A 19,879-nucleotide genomic window follows, 5' to 3' on the forward strand; every position below is an offset into this window, starting at 1 on the left:
GTCACGCTTAGTACCACGCAGAAGAACACCTACGTTCTCACCCGCACGGCCTTCGTCAAGAAGCTTACGGAACATTTCAACACCAGTACAAGTAGTCGTAGCAGTCTCTTTAACACCTACGATTTCTACTTCGTCACCAACGTTAATGATACCGCGCTCTACACGACCGGTTACTACAGTACCACGGCCTGAGATTGAGAATACGTCTTCAATTGGCAGCAAGAATGGCTTGTCAATGTCACGCTCTGGCTCTGGGATGTATGAATCCAACGCTTCGGCCAACTCAACAATCTTGTCTTCCCACTCTTTCTCGCCTTCAAGCGCTTTCAGAGCTGAACCTTGAATCACTGGCAAGTCATCACCTGGGAAGTCGTACTCAGACAGAAGTTCACGAACTTCCATTTCTACCAGCTCAAGCAACTCTTCGTCATCTACCATGTCACACTTGTTCATGAATACGATGATGAAAGGTACACCAACCTGACGAGACAACAGGATGTGCTCACGAGTCTGTGGCATTGGGCCATCAGTTGAAGCAACTACCAAAATCGCGCCGTCCATTTGAGCAGCACCGGTAATCATGTTTTTCACGTAGTCAGCGTGACCTGGGCAGTCAACGTGCGCGTAGTGACGAGACGGAGTGTCGTACTCTACGTGAGAAGTTGCGATGGTAATACCACGCTCACGCTCTTCTGGAGCGTTATCGATTTGTGCGAAATCTTTTGCTTCACCACCATATACTTTTGCAAGTACGTTAGTGATAGCCGCTGTCAAAGTGGTTTTACCGTGGTCAACGTGACCGATGGTGCCCACGTTTACGTGCGGTTTACTACGTTCAAATTTTTCTTTAGCCATTAGAATGGACTCCGTTTTAGAAAAGTTGAGTGGGCAAATAAAGCCTCAACAGCAATAACCGGCGTCATCACCGGCAATTGTTCTTCATCAGCTTGAGGGAGCGTAACAAGAGAAAGAGTGGTGCTGATAGGCAGATTTGAACTGCCGACCTCACCCTTACCAAGGGTGCGCTCTACCAACTGAGCTATATCAGCACTGAATTCTCGCTGGAGCGGGTAGTGGGAATCGAACCCACATCATCAGCTTGGAAGGCTGAGGTAATAGCCATTATACGATACCCGCAAGTGCCTTAGAGGCTACCTCAAACCGCAAAATAAATGGTGGAGGGGGAAGGATTCGAACCTTCGAAGGCGGAGCCGTCAGATTTACAGTCTGATCCCTTTGGCCACTCGGGAACCCCTCCACGCGTCGACAAGTATCAAGCCTAAGCTCGTTGTTACTGCTTGTGCGGCTTCAAGCCACTACTTGTAACAAGCACCTGTCGTTCAGTGCGGAGCGCATTCTATATAAGGGATTTTGGCAGTGCAACACCTTTTTCAATATTTCCGACATTTTCTGAATTACTGTGCATAGTTCGTACAAAACCACAATTTTTGACGACATTCAGATCGCTTCGGCGTAACAATGCAGGCCTTTGAACACCAAATCAGGGATAATCTGTACGTTTCCGGTTAACGCTGGCGCCAACGCTTCGGCATCACCACCGGTCAATAATACCGTTGGATTCACCCGCGATACCTTAGCCAATAGCGAACAGGCTTGCGCAACAGCGCCGCTGACAGCATGTAGTGCGCCGCGGCTCATTGCATCACTAGTGGTAACACCAAACCCTACCTTGAATTGACTAGCCGCAACATTCAACTTCTCAGAGCGCTGCATCAATGATGCTCGCATCAGTGTCAGCCCCGGTACGATCCAGCCGCCAACATGGCTGCCCGCTTCATTCATTGCATCAATGGTGACCGCCGTGCCCGCATCAACGACCACACACGCTTGTTCAGTGACTTGGCGAGCTGCAACTAGTGCCAGCCAGCGATCGATGCCCATCTGGTGGTAGTCAGCATAACCATTCACCACACCAAAATTTGCTGGCTCAGTAGCCACCCGCTTGAGCGGAATACCGGCAGCAACAGCCGCATCCATCAGTCGTCGTTCAATTGGTAGCGGCGCAACAGACGCCATACATATAGTAGAAGGATTTAACTTAGCGAAGAGTGCAGCAATGTCATGGTCATAATCCCAATACACCGGCTGCAGTAATTGACCTTTTGCAACCATCACTAACTTGCCGCGGGTGTTGCCCAAATCAATCAACAGCATCAACTGGCCTCACACTAATTTCGCCGCCAAAATAGCTACGCCGTCCTTGCTCGTTTTCGATTACCAGTGCGCCTTGACCATCGACGCCGCGACAAATACCCGCCACTTGATGATCGCCCATCAGCAGGCGAATCGCTTGGTCAGCAAACACATCATGCCTCGACCAATCTGCCAAACATTGTTGCAAACCGCCGGACTCAAATTCGTTTAAGCATTCAATCAATGTGCGATAAAGGCCTGCCGCAATCTCAGTGCGAGAGGGTAACGGTGTCAACCACTGACTTAATTCCGTCCATGGTTGGTCGATCGCCGCGGTGGTCGAGCTGGGTAACTTAATATTGAGACCAACGCCAATCACAGCGGCTCCCTTACCATCTTTGCCTGACTCCAATTCGACCAAGATGCCCGCGACTTTTTGCTGCTTTATATAGATGTCATTGGGCCATTTGACCTGTGCCGGAGCTCCAAGTGTGACCAACCAGCGCGTCAGAGCTAAGCCAATCGCCACACTCAGCCCCATTAGCTCTGACAGATTATGCTCGGATCGCCACCAAACCGAACAGTAAAGGGCCCCACCAAAAGGAGATTGCCATGCTCGACCTCGGCGCCCGCGCCCTGCACTCTGGCATTCAGCAAAACAAACGCTGGCGCTCGCTGGTGTTTGAGGTTGGCGGTTGAGCCAAAACTGGTTGGTGGAATCGATTAACGGAAAAACATGCAGCTCTGCGCCGTCGGGTCGGTAGCACTCGGTGAGCGCCGCCAGCTTTGTAACGTCGATTAAATCTAATGATGTTGCTAGTTTGTAGCCTTTCCCTTTGACCACATAAATATCAACACCCAGTTGTTGTAACTCTGAGATATGCCGAGCAATGGCTGATCGGCTGATCGCTAGATGCTCGGCTAGCTCGGTCCCAGAGATAAATCGCTCAGCGCTCAGCTGCTCGAGTATGGTCCGTTTACTTTCAAAGGCAGGTTTGCGCATAAGCCTGCTCCAATGTCAGCTCGCTGTGGGCTCCCAAAAAACGCACTTCCGGTATCAGTTCAATGTCATAAACCTGAGCCACCTGCTGTTTAATCTGCCAAGCCAATGACACCACATCCTTCACCTGGGCATTACCGCGGTTGACGATAACGAGCGCCTGATGTTGGTGAACAGCTGCGCCACCAACCCCCTTGCCTTTCCAGCCCAACTGATCAATCAGCCAAGCAGCAGGGACCTTGACTCCACCAGCCACTTGAAAGCTCGGCATATTGTCATATTGCCGAGCCAATTGAGCAGCATGCTGGTTCGTCACTGTCGGGTTTTTAAAAAAACTGCCGGCGTTGCCGAGCAACTTCGGATCGGGCAATTTCGCCTCGCGAATGGCAACAACTTGCGCCATCACTTGCGCTGGCGTCAGCCCTTGCTGCTGGGACAATGACTCCAGGCCGCTATAGCTAAGTTTCGGCTGCCACTGTTGAGGTAGCACTAAACCAACTGCAGTGATTAACCACTCAGATGCATCTGGGGTTTTGAAAACGGAGTGTCGGTAGCCAAATAGGCAATCTTCGGCGGTGAGCCGGCGGTGCTCGCCCGTTGCCCAGTCAAAGATATCGACATAGCGACAAAAATCGGCAAGCTCAACACCATAGGCTCCAATGTTTTGCACCGGGGCGGCCCCAACTGAACCGGGGATCAGAGCGAGATTCTCAAGCCCTCCAATCTCCTGAGCAACCAGCTCGGTCACCAATTGATGCCAGTCTTTGCCCGCCAGAACATGACAAAGTACAGCATCAGTGGCATGTTCCAGCGTTACCTGCTGACCAACAAATTTAACGATCGGCCGCTCGATCGGCTCGACAAAAATGGTATTGGCGCCTTCCCCAAGCCAATAGGGCTTTTGTGTCATACTGGCTCGCAACTCAGCTAATTGAGCGACATCGTTAACCTGATGGAACTTGCTGGCGCTCTGCGGCAAGCCAAAGCTGTGATAAGGCTGCAAATCTATCGTTGCGGGCTGAGACAAGGTGAACATACTCTCGATAAACAATTCCGCCATTATAACGGCTTTTGTTCTCGCTTCAGCTAAAAAGTCCTCTAGCTTTCATGCTGTTATCACAGATTGCCCTTCTCTCTGGCTTATCTTGGTGTAGACTCAGTGGAGATTAAATCACCAAGGACAGGACCGTGTTGCCTTCCCTGACTTCCACATTAACAGTCGTGTTTCGAGCAGCTCTACTGGCAGGGGCTTGTTTAATCGCGCCAGTGTTCGCTGGCCCAGATAATATGCCAAGTCAGAGTCAAGTGATTCACTCGGAGCCATTTCATATCGAAATCAATCGCACTGGGCGCATCGATTTTCGCTATATCACCAACCTGTCTTTCAAAACTCCGGGATTTGTCGACATCCTTTACGCCGATTCGGGCCAACGAATCTATGCCGGCGACACGATTGCTACCATTGAATTGACCGATCTAATGGCGACCAAAGCCAGCATTACGGCTCGTCATCAAAAGTCTCATCAAGACTTACAACGGGCTCGTCAGCTCTACCGAGACAAAACGGTATCAAAAGACTTTCTCGAACAAGCAGAAACAGATGCAGTGCAAGCGCAAAGTGAAATGGAGCAGATTGATTACGATATCAGGAAAGCGACCATCGTTGTGCCGTTTGATGCGGTCGTGGTATCGCGCTTAGTGCAACCGGGAGAACAAGTATCGTCAGGCTCTCCGGTTTTTTCTGTCGCATCAACCGATCCCAAGAACTTAGTCGTTCGACTCAATCTGACACAAAACGAAATTTCTCAGGTCGAGTTGCAAATGCCTGTGGTAATTAGCACTCCCGAGCAACAGACATTCAACGGAAAAATTATTGCTATCAGCGCTATTGCTGATGCCAGCACAGGACTGTATGAAGTCGAAATTGCCGTTGATTTTGACCAACGGCGAGCATTACCTGGGCAGTGGGTGCAAGCGTCGATTGGCGTGACCCGACAACAACCCAGCTACCGTATTCCAATCGTTGCACTGGCCGCAGTGACAAACGGAGAAGCAAGTTTCGTCATCGATTCGGGTAATGGCTATGAGCTGCGCCAGTTCCCCATCATTCATATGGACCAACAATCTATCTACATCCCTGCGACTGACAATCAAATACGTGTCGTAACCAGAGGCTGGGATCGCCTGCTCAATCAGTTGGAGCAATAGCCATGTGGTTACCTAATGCGGCATTAAGGAAGCCGCAATTCACTTGTATCATTGTTTTGTTAGCGGTTGCACTCGGGGTCATGTCCTATTTCAGCATGCCGCGCTCGGAAGATCCGCAATTCGATTTGCCCATTACATTAATCGAAGCAGTCTACCCCGGCGCTTCCCCCCTTGATGTCGAGACCCTTGTCGTTGACCCAATAGAACAAGCGGTAGCTGAATTAGAAGACATCAAAAAAATTGATACCTCGATTCACAACGGCGGCACACGCATGGAGGTGACGTTTATATACGGCACCGATCCCGATGAAGGCTTTGACGATATTCAACTCGCCATTGCCAATGTGCGCGATCGCTTACCACCAGAAACTCAGCTGTTTGTTGAAAAAGCATCGCCAACCAGCGTTAGCATTTTGCAGTACGCGTTGTCGACCCAGCCGATGGACTACAAAGCAGTATCAGTTGCCTCTGAACAACTGCAAAAACGTTTAGAGCAACACCCTGAAGTTCGAAAAGCAGAACGTTGGGGGCTGCCCGAGCAAATCGTTGAAGTCTCGGTATTGCCAGAACGACTCAAGCAATATGGCTTGAGCATCAATCAGGTATCACAAGCACTGACTTCACGGGCAGACAACATCACCCCTGGATTCGTTGACGCCAGTCAGCGACGCTTTAATGTCAATGCTAGTGGCAATTACAAAAACTTAGATGAAGTGCGGCGCACGGTGGTGCTTCGCGGTGATCACTCGCCGATCACTGTATCCGATGTTGCTCATGTTGCTTACGCATCGGATGAACCGACCTATTTGGCTTATTACAACGGCAAACCTGTAGTGTACTTAACGGTGCAACAAGCCGAGGGCGGCAACATATTCGACTTAACTGAACTATTGGAACAGGAAATCAAAGACTTCCAGCTTGTCGCCGGTGAAGAGCTCATAGTTGAACGCGTTTTCCGGCAATCAGATAGCGTTGAAACTCGCGTAAACGGCTTCTTTGAGAATCTTGCTCAAGGGTTGATTCTGGTCGCCATTTTATCCTTTTCGTTTCTCGGGCCACGCGCGTCATTGTTAATCACAATTACCGTGCCATTGTCGTTTGCTATTGCTATCGGCCTATTGGACATGACTGGCTTTGGCCTTGAGCAAATGTCGATTGTCGGGTTGATTATTGCACTTGGTTTGCTTGTTGATGATGCAATCGTAGTGACAGAAAGTGTTCACCGCTCCATTGGTTCCAATCGTTCGGCCATTGAAGCCGCTCAGCACGGCGCAAGCCGAGTGGGCGCTGCGAGTACCATTGGCACGTTAACAACGGTCTTTGCGTTTCTGCCGATGTTGCTGTTGCAAAGCTCCAGCGGCGATTTCATGCGTTCCATGCCAGTGACTGTTAGTTTGGTATTAATCGTTTCATTGCTACTCTCGCTCACCCTGACGCCATTAATGGCAAGCAAACTGATGGTCGCTGCGGCTCCGAAATGGTCGCTACAAAACCTGGTCGATCATTTTGCCTTCCGTCAATACAACCGCTTACTGGTACCAATACTCAACCACCGCTGGCTGACCTTAGCTGCCTCTCTTGTGGTGCTAATTGCTGGCTTCAGTTTGTTTCCCAAAATCGGCGTCGCTTTGTTTCCCAAAGCAGAGAAGCCGATGCTGCTTGTCGATATTCAAGCGCCTCCGAACACGGCGTTGCATGAAACGGACGACATTGCTCATGAAGTAGCTGAGATGTTGCGCAATTCTGAGGGAGTTGAAGCTCTCGCGATAAACGTTGGTAATGCCAACCCTCGGATTTATTACAATGAAATCCCCCGCCGGGGCCACAGCAATTACGCCCAACTATTAGTCACGCTAACTGAATATGATGACAGCAAGGTCAACCAACTGATTGGCAACTGGCGGGACATGTTTGCCGGTTTTCCGTTAGCAAATGTCACCGTTAAAGAATTTCAGCAGGGCCCCGTTACTGATCCGCCAATTACACTCCGTTTGATTGGTGACGATGTGGCCAAAGTCCGGCTTGTCGCTAGTGATTTAGAGGCCTTTTTGCGCAGCACAGAGGGAGTGGTCAACATTCGCAATGACATAGGTGAAGCGCAAATCGAGCTGGACTTGAATATTCAGTTCGACGTTTTAGCCCTAACCAATGTTGATGTCGCCGAGTTTGATCAGACCTTGAAAACTATTTTGACGGGTAGCCAAGTGGGTGTTCTCAAAGATCAACTAGGAGACACTTATCCCGTTAAAGTGAAAGGGTTATCGCCTAGCTTTGACGAGCTTGCACAAGTCGATGTAACAACAAGAGAAGGCCAGCTAATACCGCTCAATCAATTCGTTAGTGCAAACTTGCAAGAGGGACACCCTAAGTTCTTCCACTTCCAGAAAGTTCGCAGCAGTAAAGTCTCTGCCGACGCTGCTGCGGGCTTTAGCGTTGCACAGCTAACTAAGCAAGCAGTAGATTTTCTCCATGCCTACCCGATGCCCGCTGGCGTCCGGTTTGAAGTTGGAGGAGAGGAAGAGTCTCGCAACGAGAATTTCTCTGGGCTAAGCCATGTCATGCTCATTGCCGGCTTAGGGATTTTTGCATTACTCGTCTTCCAGTTTCAGAGTATTGTTCAGCCGGTGGTGATCTTCGCCTCCATTCCATTTGCAGTTGCAGGTGCCGTGGCTTGCTTGTACCTCACTGGCTTTAGCTTTTCGATCATGGCATTTGTCGGCCTGATCAGCTTATTTGGTATTGTTGTCAACAATGCCATTATTTTGCTTGATACGGTCAACTACAATATGCGAGCGGGCCACTCGGCAATGAATGCGGTAGTGGCTGCAAGTGCAACTCGTCTCACACCAATTATCTTAACCACATTAACCACCATAGTTGGGCTACTGCCACTGACCTTGCTCGGTGGTAAACTTTGGGCGCCGTTGGGCTGGGTGATTATTGGTGGTTTGGCGGTGTCAACGCTGTCCAGTTTGTTAGTGGTTCCGGTACTGTCGTATCTAGTTGTTCGGAGAAGAAATCAGACATGAGCCAACTCGTTGGTATGTGGGGCTACGGATTAGCCGCGCTGAGTTTTCTGTTCTTATTCTTGTTGGTGCTGACCACTCGGCAACGCTCGTTGCCAAAAAGCTGTTTGCTGCTGGCATGTGGTTTGACGGCAATATGGTCTGCCATTGCTGCACTCCAGCTATACAATGGCATGTCACTGCACCTAGTCCTTGCATTAGACACACTCAAAAACGGTGTTTGGCTGCTACTGCTCACTTCTGCATTATCGGAATCGCAACGATGGCGGGATTTGTTCACGCCATTGCCGCGAACAATTGTTGCTTTCGTTCTTGTGTTTACCGCCATCGCGGAGCTGTTTCAACACCAAGTTGACTGGATGTCGGCCAGTACTTTTTTAACCCTGCACCTCGTGCAACCGGTATTAGCATTGTGGTTAATTGAGCATTTATATCGACAAACACTGCCTGAGCAAAAATGGGCGATCAAACCTCTTTGCCTTGGCTTAGGCATGGTGTTTGTTTTCGATTTCGTTTTATTTTCCAACGCCGCGTTGGCCCAATCACTACCAGTGGAATTCTGGAGCGTACGCGGTTGGCTACATACCGCGGCAACACCCTTGATACTGTTAACTGCCCGCCGTTCACAACATTGGTCAACTCGGGTTTTCGTATCTCGCGAGATTATTTTTCATAGCACACTGCTCATGGCAGCAGGCGGCTATTTAGTGCTCATGGCGCTAGCAGGCTATTACATTCGTTATATGGGAGGCAGTTGGGGTGGCATCGCTCAGATAGCCTTCTTCGCTTTGGGCGGACTAGTGCTCGCCAGCCTATTCCTATCAGACCGACTAAGGAGGCGAGTCAAGGTATTCATTACCAAGCACTTTTTTGCCAATAAATACGAATATCGCGATGAATGGATGAAATTTGCCGATGTTTTCAGTCATGACGTCAATTCACTACCGCAGGTTGCGATACAAGCGATGGCGCAGCCATTTGCCAGTGAACAAGCAATATTGGCAGTCAAAACAGGTAAAGAGTTTGAGGTCCTTGCGCAAATTGGCTCGAACCAACAAGCCAACCAACAAGCGCTGCATGCGACAATCAATCAAGTTGCTCCGCTGGTCATTCAACATGATTGGATCCTCGACGTCGAAGAATTGAAGTCACCCGATGAACACCTGCCATTTGAGCTTGATAGCAACACAACCGCTGCACTTGAGCCGTATCGCTTAATCGTGCCTCTTGATAAAGGCGCCGGTGTCGACGCAGTTTGTATGCTCTCGCAACCACAAAGCAGTGAGAACATCGACTGGGAAGACCGCGACCTGATGAAAGTCATCGCACGCCAGCTCACCGTTCATCTAAAGCTCCAGCAAGCCAACATGGCGCTGGCTGAAAGCCAACAGTTCGACACCTTCAATCGAATGTCCGCTTTTCTTGTCCATGACTTAAAGAATGTCTTAGCACAGCTGCAATTATTAACCCGAAATGCTGAGAGGCATAAGCATAATCCAGAATTTGTCGATGATGCCTTTGCCACAGTCGAAGATGCGTCAAACCGATTAAACCGGATGCTCGAGCAACTTCGTCAAAAACGAATTGAGGGCGAGAATCAACGTTCTTTTGACGCGGTAACCAGCATTCAAGCCGTTGTCGCAAGCTGTCAGGCTAGAATGCCAAGTCCTTTATTTTCAACGACAGTCAAGTCAGTTGTGCTAACGGCCAACCAAGAACGATTCGAAAATGTTCTGAGTCACTTGGTGCAAAACGCCCAAGATGCCACTCCTAGCAACGGAACAATCGAATTATCACTGACGACGAGCTCTACCGAGCTGCATATTTCAGTTAAAGATACAGGTTTAGGCATGACACAAGAGTTCATCAGCACTCGCTTGTTTAAACCCTTTGATACAACAAAAGGTAATGCCGGCATGGGAATTGGTGCATATGACGCGAAGAAGTTCGTGGAGCAATTACAAGGCCATCTAACGGTCACCAGCGAACCGGGAGTAGGCACTGAATTTGTCATGACCATCCCTATACAGGCCAATTAGATCCAAGCATAATGCTCACAAATTGATAAGGAAATGGACGATGTCAATGGAACCGTTGCTTGTTGTCGAAGACGATCCAGGTATCCAAAAGCAGCTCAAATGGACTTTCACCGACAATGAAGTCATTGTTGCCGGCGATCGCGAATCTGCCATTGCCGCACTGCGCCGCCACGAGCCTAAAGTCGTTACTTTGGATTTGGGATTACCCCCCGATGAAGCCAATGCCAGCGAAGGTCTAGCGACACTCCAAGAGATCCTCGAGCTTGCCCCTAAAACCAAAGTCATTGTGATCACCGGCAATGACGACAAAGATAACGCGCTCAAAGCCATTGCAATGGGCGCATTGGACTTTTATCAAAAGCCGATCGATGCCGACACCCTCAATGTTATTGTCTCGCGAGCGTTTTTCGTCGCCGGAGTCGAGCAAGAAAATGAGCGTTTACGAAGCTCTTCGCTGGATGACAATGGCTTTATCGGCAACAGCCCTCAGGTTCAACAAGTCAGTCGCATGGTTGACCGAATTGCCCCGACAGAAATCACCACCTTGCTGTTGGGAGAAAGTGGCACAGGTAAGGAAGTACTCGCTCGCGCTATTCATGAACGCGGACCTAGGGCTGACAAACCATTCATTGCCATCAACTGTGCGTCCATTCCTGAAACTTTGTTAGAAAGCGAATTATTCGGCTTCGAGCGCGGCGCGTTTACTGGCGCTCATAAACAAACCAAAGGCAAAATCGAATGTGCCAATGGCGGCACCTTGTTCTTAGATGAAATAGGTGACATGCCCTACCCGTTGCAAGCCAAGATTCTGCGCTTTTTGCAAGAGAAGGTTATCGAGCGATTGGGCGGACGCCAAGAGATCGCTGTCGACGTCAAAGTGATCTGCGCCACCCACCAAGATTTGCAAGGTATGGTAGCCGAGAAGAGCTTTCGTGAAGATTTGTTCTACCGTATCAGTGAAGTGACCATCAATATCCCACCGCTGCGCGAACGAGGTGAAGATATCTTGTTGTTGTCGAGAGCATTTTTACAAACTTTTAGCCAACAATTTGGCCGTAAAATCAGCGGATTTTCCGAAGAAGCCAATAGCGCGCTGATGGCTCATCGCTGGCCTGGCAATATCCGTGAGCTACAAAATAAAATTAAGTCCGCCGTGATCATGGCCGATGGTAAGCAGGTCACCGACATCGATTTGGCCTTGATGCCGAGTTCGCAACAAACTGAACAACAACCGCTCAATTTAAGGCAAGTTCGAGAAGCCGCTGAAAGTCAAGCCATTTCACGTGCGATTACTCGCTCAGAAGGAAATATGTCCAAAGCTGCTGAATTATTAGGCGTGACACGCCCGACATTGTATGCTTTGATGGACAAATACGGTATGGAAAAACCGTAGAAAAAGTGGGCTGTCAGAGTTTTTTACATTGGCTCTCACCGCAGGATCGCGAATCAGCTAAGACAAAACTCTTAAATTAATAAAGCCTTTAAAAAACAGCCTAATGCAGAAAAATAGTTTTTTCGGCCTATTTTTTGCATTATTGCTAGTTCAGTTTTTCAAATTTTGTTTTGCTAGACAGTCGCGAGCCACAGTTTTCAAACTTGAGCCCGGCGGTAAGGGGTCAACGATGGGCATAGACAACAAAACTCAACAGTCGACGGATATTGGAAATTCAGAAATGGACAACACATCAACCAAATCGTCATCCAATGCGTTTGGGCGTCGCAAGTTTTTAAAGAAGACCTCTATCGGGGTTGCTTTGAGCACTATTCCTGCGAAATCCATTTGGGCTTCTGGCAATGGCAACTTAATTGGTTCAATTCAAGCTTCCGCAGGCTCAGGCTGGAGCCCATGTGGTATTGCTCTGTATTCTCATGGTGGTTGGAAAAATCACTACAGCAGTTATTCTGATGCAGTCCTTTTTGGCGATGCTTTCCCATCGGGCTTTGTGGTAACCAAAGATGGCGACACCATAGGCTTGGATGACAAGTTTGTTTACGAAAAGGCTAAAGGCCACAACCCAGAACAATATGTGGACCAATTAAGAAACGCCACATTAACCGAGGTAATGGGGGCTGAAAGCTTAATCGTAAATGTGTTCGTGCAAATCTGCGCTATTTACTTAAATGCAAAGTATCACGTTGAAGCGCCAGAGCTAGACATTGAATTTCCAGTTTATGGCCCAGGAAAACCTTTCGAGAGCCTAGCTGCGCTGGCATCATGGCTGTTGCTAAACTCACTCGATATCGAAGGCCAACCCAACACTAAATTCGGCAAAGCCTTGAGCGAGTTGATCGACAACAATCACGCTCCGAGTACCTGTAGCTAAGACGTGCAAAGTTTCGGTATATCAACCGACGTAAAGCTATATTCGTTTTCTGACGGGAGCGGCATAGCTTTTTATAATTTGATTACAGGTGAAACAACCTCTATCTCCATGACGCAAGAGCAATTTTTTGCGATGTGCGAACTTGGGAATTGTTCGGAGTCACCTAGCGAACAAAGCTTACTTAAACAACTTATCGAGCTTGAAGTGCTCACTCCTCAGCCGAATGTCTAAAAAATTCTTTTTGGATACCAGCCCCTTTGCTTTTTGCATTTCGACCAACTCATCGTTAGTCGAGCACAACTTGCAAACTATTTATAGTTCACTGCTCACTCCCTATGACGGCCAGCAGAGCGACTACTACGTGCAACTCAACGCAGGCAAAGGCCTGAGGCGTGTATTTCGTCGGCAAGCTCACTTTTTTACTGATCAATATGAGCCTTTTTCGCCACTATCAAGTGAGCAGGGTTATGCGCTCCTCGAGTGGGGCATGAACTACACCATCGCTGCCAATGAGATGCAGCATGTTATCGTCCATTCAGCCGTGCTAGCAAAAGAAGACAAGGCAGTGCTCTTCCCTGCCCCCCCAGGCTCGGGCAAAAGTACATTGACTTGCTACCTAGCGAACAATGGTTGGCGTCTGTTGTCCGACGAGATGGCTCTTGTCGTGCCCAATTCAAATACGGTTGTACCTTATGTTCGACCAATATGCCTAAAAAACCAATCCATCAGTTTGGCGAAGAATTGGTTTAATGATGGTGCATTCTCATCAATTGCTCCGGCGACCCACAAAGGGGATGTCATCCATCTATCACCCCCTCAAGCTTCGTGGGACGCTCGACACCAACCAGCTCAAATAGCGGCCATCGTGTTTCCGCAGTATCGACCTGATATCGCTCTGGATATCTATGCACTGGATAAACAGCAGAGCTTTATGCAACTAGCGGAAAACGCGTTTAACTATGGCGTGGTTGGTAGTGTCGGTTTCGACACCATTACACAGCTTGTTGAAAAATCGGCTTGTTTTGAGGTTCACTACAATAGCCTCAAAGAAGTCGAAGCATTTCTGACTGAAGAGCTAATGGCCTGATGGAAAAAATATCGCCACAATTGCTGATAGCGTTGTACACCGATCCGCAGTCTGCGTTGTCACTGACATCAAGCCAATGGCAGTCAGTTATCCTAGTTTTACGTCATCACTCGCTGCTTGCACGGTTTAGGATCGTTTTTGAGCAATGTCAGATCCTTCAACTATTGCCAGATTATGTCCAGCATCATTTGAGCAATTCGATGAAGCTTGCAGAAAAGCAACGCCAACAAATTTTCTATGAAGCCAGCAAGCTAAAAAATTCCATTCTGCTCGATGACATCCCCGTGGTTTACCTTAAAGGCGCAGCCTACACTTTGTCTAAGCTAACAGCTGGCAACGGGCGCATCTACAGCGACATCGACATACTGGTAGATAAGCATAATATTGCTTCAATGACCCAAAAACTGTTCGTTTCTGGTTGGATGGGTAAAGACATCAGCCCGTACGATCAAAAATACTACGACAACTGGATGCATGAAATTCCGCCGCTTTATCACTCTTCTCGAGGAACAAACCTAGATATTCATCATAATTTAGTTCCCATTGTTTCTGGTCGCTCTCCCGACATCTCGGTGTTTACTAAAGATGTGCAGACCACAGATGAAGGTCACGACTACTTGTCTCCGCCTGCGTTACTGCTCCACAGTATTGCTCACCTATTCTTTAACGAAGACTATGACAATGCTTTTCGCGACTTGATAGATATGGATTTGATTATTAGAGAAAAGGGCGACGATGAATTCTGGCAACGACTGCTGGAGCTAGCACAGCAAGCTGGTTTTTTATTCGAGGTAAAATTGGCGTTGCGTTATCTCACCAGAATATTTGCGACCCCCCTTCCAATAGAAGTAGTCCAAAAGCTTCAGTTAAAAAACAGTTGGAGGTTGCGATTATTAGACTTCACATACAGCAGAGCGCTATTGCCAAATCACCCGCTAGTTGAATGCGATTTTCAAGGTATGGCAAATTTGACGGCATTTTTGCTTGGACACTCTCGAAAAATGCCTGTTCACGTGCTCGCCTACCATTCTGCTCACAAGCTCTATCAACACTTAACTAAGCTACTACTGGGTTTAGACCCTAACAAGCAGTAGCCTCCTCAACCGTCATTCTGCGTCCTTTTTCTTGGTCGCTATTAATTTGTCTAAATAACGAATAATTTTAATCTTACGCTGAATCACCTGATCGAGCACATGACCAACATCGATCAGAATTTGCTGGATCTCGGTAGCGGATAAGTTAAGTGTATTTTCACTCGATTCGTTACTTTCTTGTTGATGCTGGGAGCCGGAGATTAATGACGCTGCAGTCGTTCTACCTGACTGCAAAGAACCCGATAGCTCCTCCCCCATTTCATTGATAACGGATTGAACATCCTTTATCGATATTGTGGAGAGATCCTCCAAGAACGCATAAAGAAACAAGCGATCGGCAAAGATATTGATTTTCCTTGGCACGCCGGCAGCGTATTCGGTGATTTTCTCGAAAATATCTTCTTGTAGTGCAGGGTTTCCTTGCCAGCCAGCTTGAGTCAAGCGATGCTCGATATACCCCTTTACTTCCTCAGCATTAAATGGCCGCAAGTGACATGAGGCAATAATTCGCTGCCTAAACTGCTCCATCTCAGGTAGTTCGATAATTGGTTTGAGCTCTTCTTGCCCCAATAGAAAACTTTGGATCAGCGGCCGGTCATCCAACTGAAAGTTAGACAACATGCGCAGTTCTTCGACGGTCTCTGCGGGTAAATTTTGCGCCTCGTCAACGACCAGCAAAGCGCGCTTTCCCTGCCGATTGAGTTGATGCAAATACTGCTCGAGCTTGCGTAAGATCTCGGCCTTTCCGAGGCCCTCAACTTCGATGTTGAACTCTGCTGCAACTAACTGAACAAGTTCTTCTGGGTTGAGTTTAGTCGTCGATATTTGGGCGGGAACAATGCTGTCATCTAATGAGGCCAACAAACTACGCGCGATGGTCGTTTTACCTGTACCAATGGGCCCAGTGACAACAATGAAGCCTTCACCTTGTGATAAACCATAATGGAGGTAAGCGACCGCCCGATCGTGATGCGCACTTGAAAAGAAAAACTTAGGGTCCGGACTGAGTTTAAAAGGCTTATCAGTCAGACCAAAATGATCTTCATACATGAGCTTAAAAACTCTTATTTAGATTGATATAGGCTCGATTTTCCTCATAGCCAAAATCATCTTCATTTGAGCTTCTGTCGGAGAATTGGTAACCATACCTCAAAGACAAGGACTGGAGGAAAGAGTGACTTAGAGATAACTCAAAACGTCGATAGTAGTCGTTTTGCTTTTGCTGATCGCTATCATCAAATTGATATTTGTTATAACGGAAAGAACTTGAGAACTGGGTTGTCCTCGTCAAACTCCGCGTATAAGACAGCGTGGCACCATAGGTATCGTCATTCAGCGTTTGGCCATCGGAATCGTTACGTTCTCTGCGAGTAGATGTAAGCGAGAGCGACACTGAACTGCGCTTCATTTTCAGCGAAGAAGTCCAATCAAGCACTTTACGAAGCGAATAATCTTCAATAATTTCATCTTCAACGAAAAAGTCTCGTTCAAAACTGGTCAGCTCTTCACTGTATCTCACAGTGTTGGTCATCCGTTTGCTTTTGTGCTGTATTAAAACATCATAAGAGTTGCCAAATACGCGCTTCGAATAGCTACCTTTGATTTTAGTGTTCCGAGAAGGGTTTAAGTCTACTTTACCACCCCAGCTGTCATTCCCCTCGCCTTCCACAACGAAATTATAATTAAGCTCAACGAAAGATTTACGGTCTATGTAATAGCGCAACCCAGGACCAACTCGGCCAAAGGTACGATCGCGATCTTCGCCATCGTCAAAACCTTTTTCTTCGTATTTTTCCCAATTGTAATTAACTGTCGGTGCAAAACCATACATTTGCGCAATAGCTAAATTACCATTCACTCGATGAGACTGATTGTTGCGAGAACCACCCCGAGCGTCGTCCTTTTGGAAGTTATAGTTGGTGGACCAAATGTAATTAGTTACCCGAGAACCTTGTCCTAAAGAGACGCCAGCTCGGTAGCCATAACTGTTACCTTGGTCATCTGAAGCGTCTCGAATACTGGCACCTGCGTTGGCCCCAAACGACAGGTATCCTCTGCCACCGTTGCTATATGACAGGTTCGTACTAGCGTTACGGTTAGTAACTGTGTCGCCAGTTAAAATGTCGTCGTTCGCATCTCTGCGGCGAGATCGGGCAACATTATCCACTTTGGCTTCTGCGTTCATCGCGAAACCACTTTGGCCAAAGCGCTTGTTGGCTGAAAATTGAAGCGAATTGTAATAAGAGTTACGGTCAGAATCGTGGCTGTACATGGCTCGCGTACCACGATAGTTGAGACTTAAAGCCCCTTCATTACCATCAACGGTTGCGCGTAGGGCCGCATACAAGCTGCCTATGGTGGCGCTTTCTTTAGATGAATTTGCTAATTCAACATTATCCGTGTGAGTGGCTCGGAATCCTACACTTGGGTATACATCAACCTTAGCCCCACTTGCGCATGCCGAAAACACGGCGGCAGCAATAGGTAACGCTTTAAACAGCTTATTGCCGGCCCGCTTTACCATCATCGTCCCTGTCTCCGTAACCGTAGCCATAGCCATAACCGTAGCCATAACCATATTGACTGAATGCGCCTCTTACCGCTTTGTTTATGACAAAGCCCAATGCCAGATCGCGATTAAGCTCTTCAATCGCGGCAGAAGCCTGCGCAAGTTTCGTTTTATCTTGCTCAACAACAATAAGTGCTTGCCCCACCAATCGCGACATCACTTTAGTTTCGTTAACACCCAGTAATGGAGGACAATCAAACACAACCACACGATCGCTATAGCGCTTAGCTAGCTCACTGGCAAGAGCTGCCATTTTTTCACTGGTTAGTAGTTCATTACTCAAATCATGTGGCATACCAGCAGGCATAATTCGCAGCTTGTCGATATTCGTAGGATAGATGACTTCGCCTACAGTCTCTTTTTCACCCAGCAAAAACTCAATGAGGCCAGGTTTCCTATCGAGTTCAAGCTCTTTCATCACACTTGGTTTGAGGACGTCGGCATCAACTAACAAAACAGTTTTGTCTTGTTCCAGAGCAATGCTCAAAGCTAAATTAATGGCCGTAAAGGTTTTTCCTTCGCTCGGATTCGCACTACTGACCATGATCAAATTGCCATTTGGATGAGAGTCTTTTGCCGGTCCAAATGCGTTAGATAGAAGCTTCAGCTTGATATTGCGATACTCTTCGCGAATGAGTCGAGACTTTCGATTTTCGGTGACCATACCTTTCTCTGAAAGCAGGTCTTGATCGATAATTAGCTGGTTCGGAGTTGTTTCCGTCACCGCTTTCTCAGGTTGTTCTGGTGACTCTGGAGAGCTCTTTTCTTGCTTCGCCTTGTTCGCCGCCTTCATCGCGTTCAATGCTTTCTCGATCGTACTCATAAAGCACCCAGCCCTTGGATAAAAATCAAATCATGTAATTGCGGCTTTGAATTCACGACCGCAAATGCAGCGAACAACAATGCCAAAGCCACGTTCGCAGCAATAAAGATTCGAGTTTTCTTCTTTTCCCACCGCTGCATGCCTGAATTTTCAGTTGCAGAGACGACACCATAAATAGGTAAGCCTGTTGCTTTAGTGAGCGCTTTGGGGCTAGTAATGATTGGTGATAACAAGCTAAACACCACCGAGAGAGCAATCCCGACACCGACACTGGCAACCAAGACGCCAATAAGCATGGACAGCCTTGGAGGCCCAGAAGGAGTCCGTTGCAGACTTGGAGCTTTCAACACTCGAAAGGTAATCCCTTCTGTAGATTGCTCCACTTTTTCAGACATCACGGCAGATTCTTTTCTACCCAAAAGCTGGTAATACTTATCTTTCGTGATGCTGTACGTCCGGTTCAAACCAGTCATCTGAGCTTCGATTTCAGGAACGAAATCAAGCTTGTCTTGGAGCTCAGAAACTTGCTCCAAATACTGGTCTCGGCGCACTTTCCTAGAGGCAACTGCTGCCGTCAAACGGTTCACTGTGGCCTTGAGGTCCTGCAAAATTGGATTGCCATCCATACCCGCACTGTTCGATCGACCTGAGAGGAAAGTCCGTTTTTGCTCTAGCAGCGAATCGAGACGTTTCTGCGTTTCTTGCACCTCAGGGTGCTTCTCAGTGAAACGAACAAGCAGTTGATCCAAGCGGATGCGAAGACTTTCTATGCGGCCATCGTATTGAGTTTTAACCGCAGACAAATCTTGCATCGCGAAATCAACCTCACCATTGAGCTGTTTCTTGGCAGTTTCTAATTCCGTTTCTGTTTCCTTCAACTCAAGTTCAGCTTGCTCCAAACGACTTTTGGCATTCTCTAACGCTCGGAAGTAGCTGCCTTGATTGTTTACCATATATTGAGCGTTATCACGCCTGAAGTCGGCAAGCCTTCTCTCATCGGCAATTAATCGCTGTTCATATTCAGCAATTTGCTCGTCAAGGAATCGTTGAGCTTGGTCGGTTCCAAGACGCTTTTCACCCAAAGTATTCTCGATGAAAACATCGACCGTACCTTGAACGATTTTTTGCGCTAATTTGGGATCATCCCCCCGAAAAGAGATGTTATACATGTTTTGACTACCGCCGCCGCTGATGCGAACACCTGAACGAATTTTGTTCAGCAGCTGCCGATATTCAGCATCATTGGTGGTCAGCAAATCAGCATCTGATGCGCGAGCAATCTTCTCAATATTCTCTTTGGTTTTGATGGTGCGGACTATTAAGCCCAGCTCTTGGCGCGAGTCGGACTGAATCGCCAAGCCTCGAAGCAAGGGCTTCAACATTGAGCGCGTATCAGCAAAAACACGAGCAGAAGAAGAATACGTATTAGGCAAGGTCGATACATACATGAAACCAATTGGACAAATAATCCAAGTGGCGATCAGTATGTACCGTCGCTTGAGCCATACTCCACGAAGATACTGAAGTAACTCGTCTAATAAATCCTGCATGAAAA

At 47.8% G+C, this 19,879-nt stretch carries 15 protein-coding genes and 3 tRNA genes; 7 read left to right on the forward strand and 11 right to left on the reverse strand.

Annotated features, from left to right (window positions below):
- From tuf to murB, 7 genes are all read right to left on the reverse strand, one after another.
- A partial coding sequence (tuf, locus tag IC617_RS13840) for an elongation factor Tu (protein WP_191145586.1) occupies window positions 1-855 on the reverse strand: 855 nt, incomplete at its 3' end.
- A gap of 118 nt (window positions 856-973) precedes the next feature.
- Window positions 974-1,049, reverse strand: a tRNA-Thr gene (locus IC617_RS13845).
- Window positions 1,050-1,062: 13 nt separating this feature from the next.
- Window positions 1,063-1,137: transfer RNA gene (locus tag IC617_RS13850), tRNA-Gly, on the reverse strand.
- Window positions 1,138-1,173: 36 nt separating this feature from the next.
- Window positions 1,174-1,258, reverse strand: a tRNA-Tyr gene (locus tag IC617_RS13855).
- Window positions 1,259-1,458: 200 nt separating this feature from the next.
- Complete coding sequence (locus tag IC617_RS13860; RefSeq protein WP_191145587.1) at window positions 1,459-2,175, reverse strand: type III pantothenate kinase; 717 nt, start codon at window positions 2,173-2,175, stop codon at window positions 1,459-1,461.
- Window positions 2,162-3,157 carry a bifunctional biotin--[acetyl-CoA-carboxylase] ligase/biotin operon repressor BirA gene (birA, locus tag IC617_RS13865; RefSeq protein ID WP_191145588.1) on the reverse strand — a complete coding sequence of 332 codons (996 nt, stop codon included), beginning with the start codon at window positions 3,155-3,157 and terminating at the stop codon, window positions 2,162-2,164. The genes IC617_RS13860 and birA overlap by 14 nt, the downstream gene beginning before the upstream one ends.
- Entirely contained in the window at window positions 3,138-4,214 is a 1,077-nt protein-coding gene (murB, locus tag IC617_RS13870; protein ID WP_191145589.1) for a UDP-N-acetylmuramate dehydrogenase, read from the reverse strand. The genes birA and murB overlap by 20 nt, the downstream gene beginning before the upstream one ends.
- A 128-nt stretch (window positions 4,215-4,342) precedes the next feature.
- On the opposite strand from murB, the gene IC617_RS13875 reads away from it, so the two are divergent.
- From IC617_RS13875 to IC617_RS13905, 7 genes are all read left to right on the forward strand, one after another.
- Entirely contained in the window at window positions 4,343-5,362 is a 1,020-nt protein-coding gene (locus tag IC617_RS13875; RefSeq protein ID WP_191145590.1) for an efflux RND transporter periplasmic adaptor subunit, read from the forward strand.
- Window positions 5,363-5,364: 2 nt separating this feature from the next.
- Entirely contained in the window at window positions 5,365-8,391 is a 3,027-nt protein-coding gene (locus tag IC617_RS13880) for an efflux RND transporter permease subunit (RefSeq protein WP_191145591.1), read from the forward strand.
- Entirely contained in the window at window positions 8,388-10,427 is a 2,040-nt protein-coding gene (prsK, locus tag IC617_RS13885) for an XrtA/PEP-CTERM system histidine kinase PrsK (RefSeq protein ID WP_191145592.1), read from the forward strand. The genes IC617_RS13880 and prsK overlap by 4 nt, the downstream gene beginning before the upstream one ends.
- 46 nt (window positions 10,428-10,473) lie before the next feature.
- Complete coding sequence (gene prsR / locus IC617_RS13890; protein WP_191145657.1) at window positions 10,474-11,820, forward strand: PEP-CTERM-box response regulator transcription factor; 1,347 nt, start codon at window positions 10,474-10,476, stop codon at window positions 11,818-11,820.
- A gap of 280 nt (window positions 11,821-12,100) precedes the next feature.
- The gene (locus tag IC617_RS13895) at window positions 12,101-12,751 is read left to right on the forward strand and encodes a hypothetical protein (RefSeq protein ID WP_191145593.1); all 651 of its coding nucleotides are present in this window, start codon (window positions 12,101-12,103) and stop codon (window positions 12,749-12,751) included.
- A gap of 223 nt (window positions 12,752-12,974) precedes the next feature.
- Window positions 12,975-13,838 carry an HprK-related kinase A gene (locus tag IC617_RS13900; protein WP_191145594.1) on the forward strand — a complete coding sequence of 288 codons (864 nt, stop codon included), beginning with the start codon at window positions 12,975-12,977 and terminating at the stop codon, window positions 13,836-13,838.
- On the forward strand, window positions 13,838-14,932 hold the full coding sequence (locus tag IC617_RS13905) for a nucleotidyltransferase family protein (protein ID WP_191145595.1): 1,095 nt from the start codon (window positions 13,838-13,840) through the stop codon (window positions 14,930-14,932). The genes IC617_RS13900 and IC617_RS13905 overlap by 1 nt, the downstream gene beginning before the upstream one ends.
- 12 nt (window positions 14,933-14,944) lie before the next feature.
- On the opposite strand, the gene IC617_RS13910 is transcribed toward IC617_RS13905, so the two are convergent.
- From IC617_RS13910 to IC617_RS13925, 4 genes are read right to left on the reverse strand one after another with little or no spacing between them, the layout of a single operon-like run.
- Complete coding sequence (locus IC617_RS13910) at window positions 14,945-15,982, reverse strand: XrtA/PEP-CTERM system-associated ATPase (RefSeq protein WP_191145596.1); 1,038 nt, start codon at window positions 15,980-15,982, stop codon at window positions 14,945-14,947.
- A 4-nt stretch (window positions 15,983-15,986) separates the two neighbouring features.
- Window positions 15,987-17,459 (reverse strand): TIGR03016 family PEP-CTERM system-associated outer membrane protein, encoded by a 1,473-nt coding sequence (locus tag IC617_RS13915; RefSeq protein ID WP_191145597.1) that lies wholly within the window; start codon window positions 17,457-17,459, stop codon window positions 15,987-15,989.
- Window positions 17,434-18,324 (reverse strand): XrtA-associated tyrosine autokinase, encoded by an 891-nt coding sequence (locus IC617_RS13920; RefSeq protein WP_191145598.1) that lies wholly within the window; start codon window positions 18,322-18,324, stop codon window positions 17,434-17,436. The genes IC617_RS13915 and IC617_RS13920 overlap by 26 nt, the downstream gene beginning before the upstream one ends.
- On the reverse strand, window positions 18,321-19,874 hold the full coding sequence (locus tag IC617_RS13925) for an XrtA system polysaccharide chain length determinant (RefSeq protein ID WP_191145599.1): 1,554 nt from the start codon (window positions 19,872-19,874) through the stop codon (window positions 18,321-18,323). Before IC617_RS13925 ends, IC617_RS13920 begins: the two co-directional genes overlap by 4 nt.
- Window positions 19,875-19,879 lie beyond the last annotated feature (5 nt).

This window comes from Neiella litorisoli, from assembly GCF_014773395.1.
GTDB classification, from domain to species: domain Bacteria; phylum Pseudomonadota; class Gammaproteobacteria; order Enterobacterales; family Neiellaceae; genus Neiella; species Neiella litorisoli.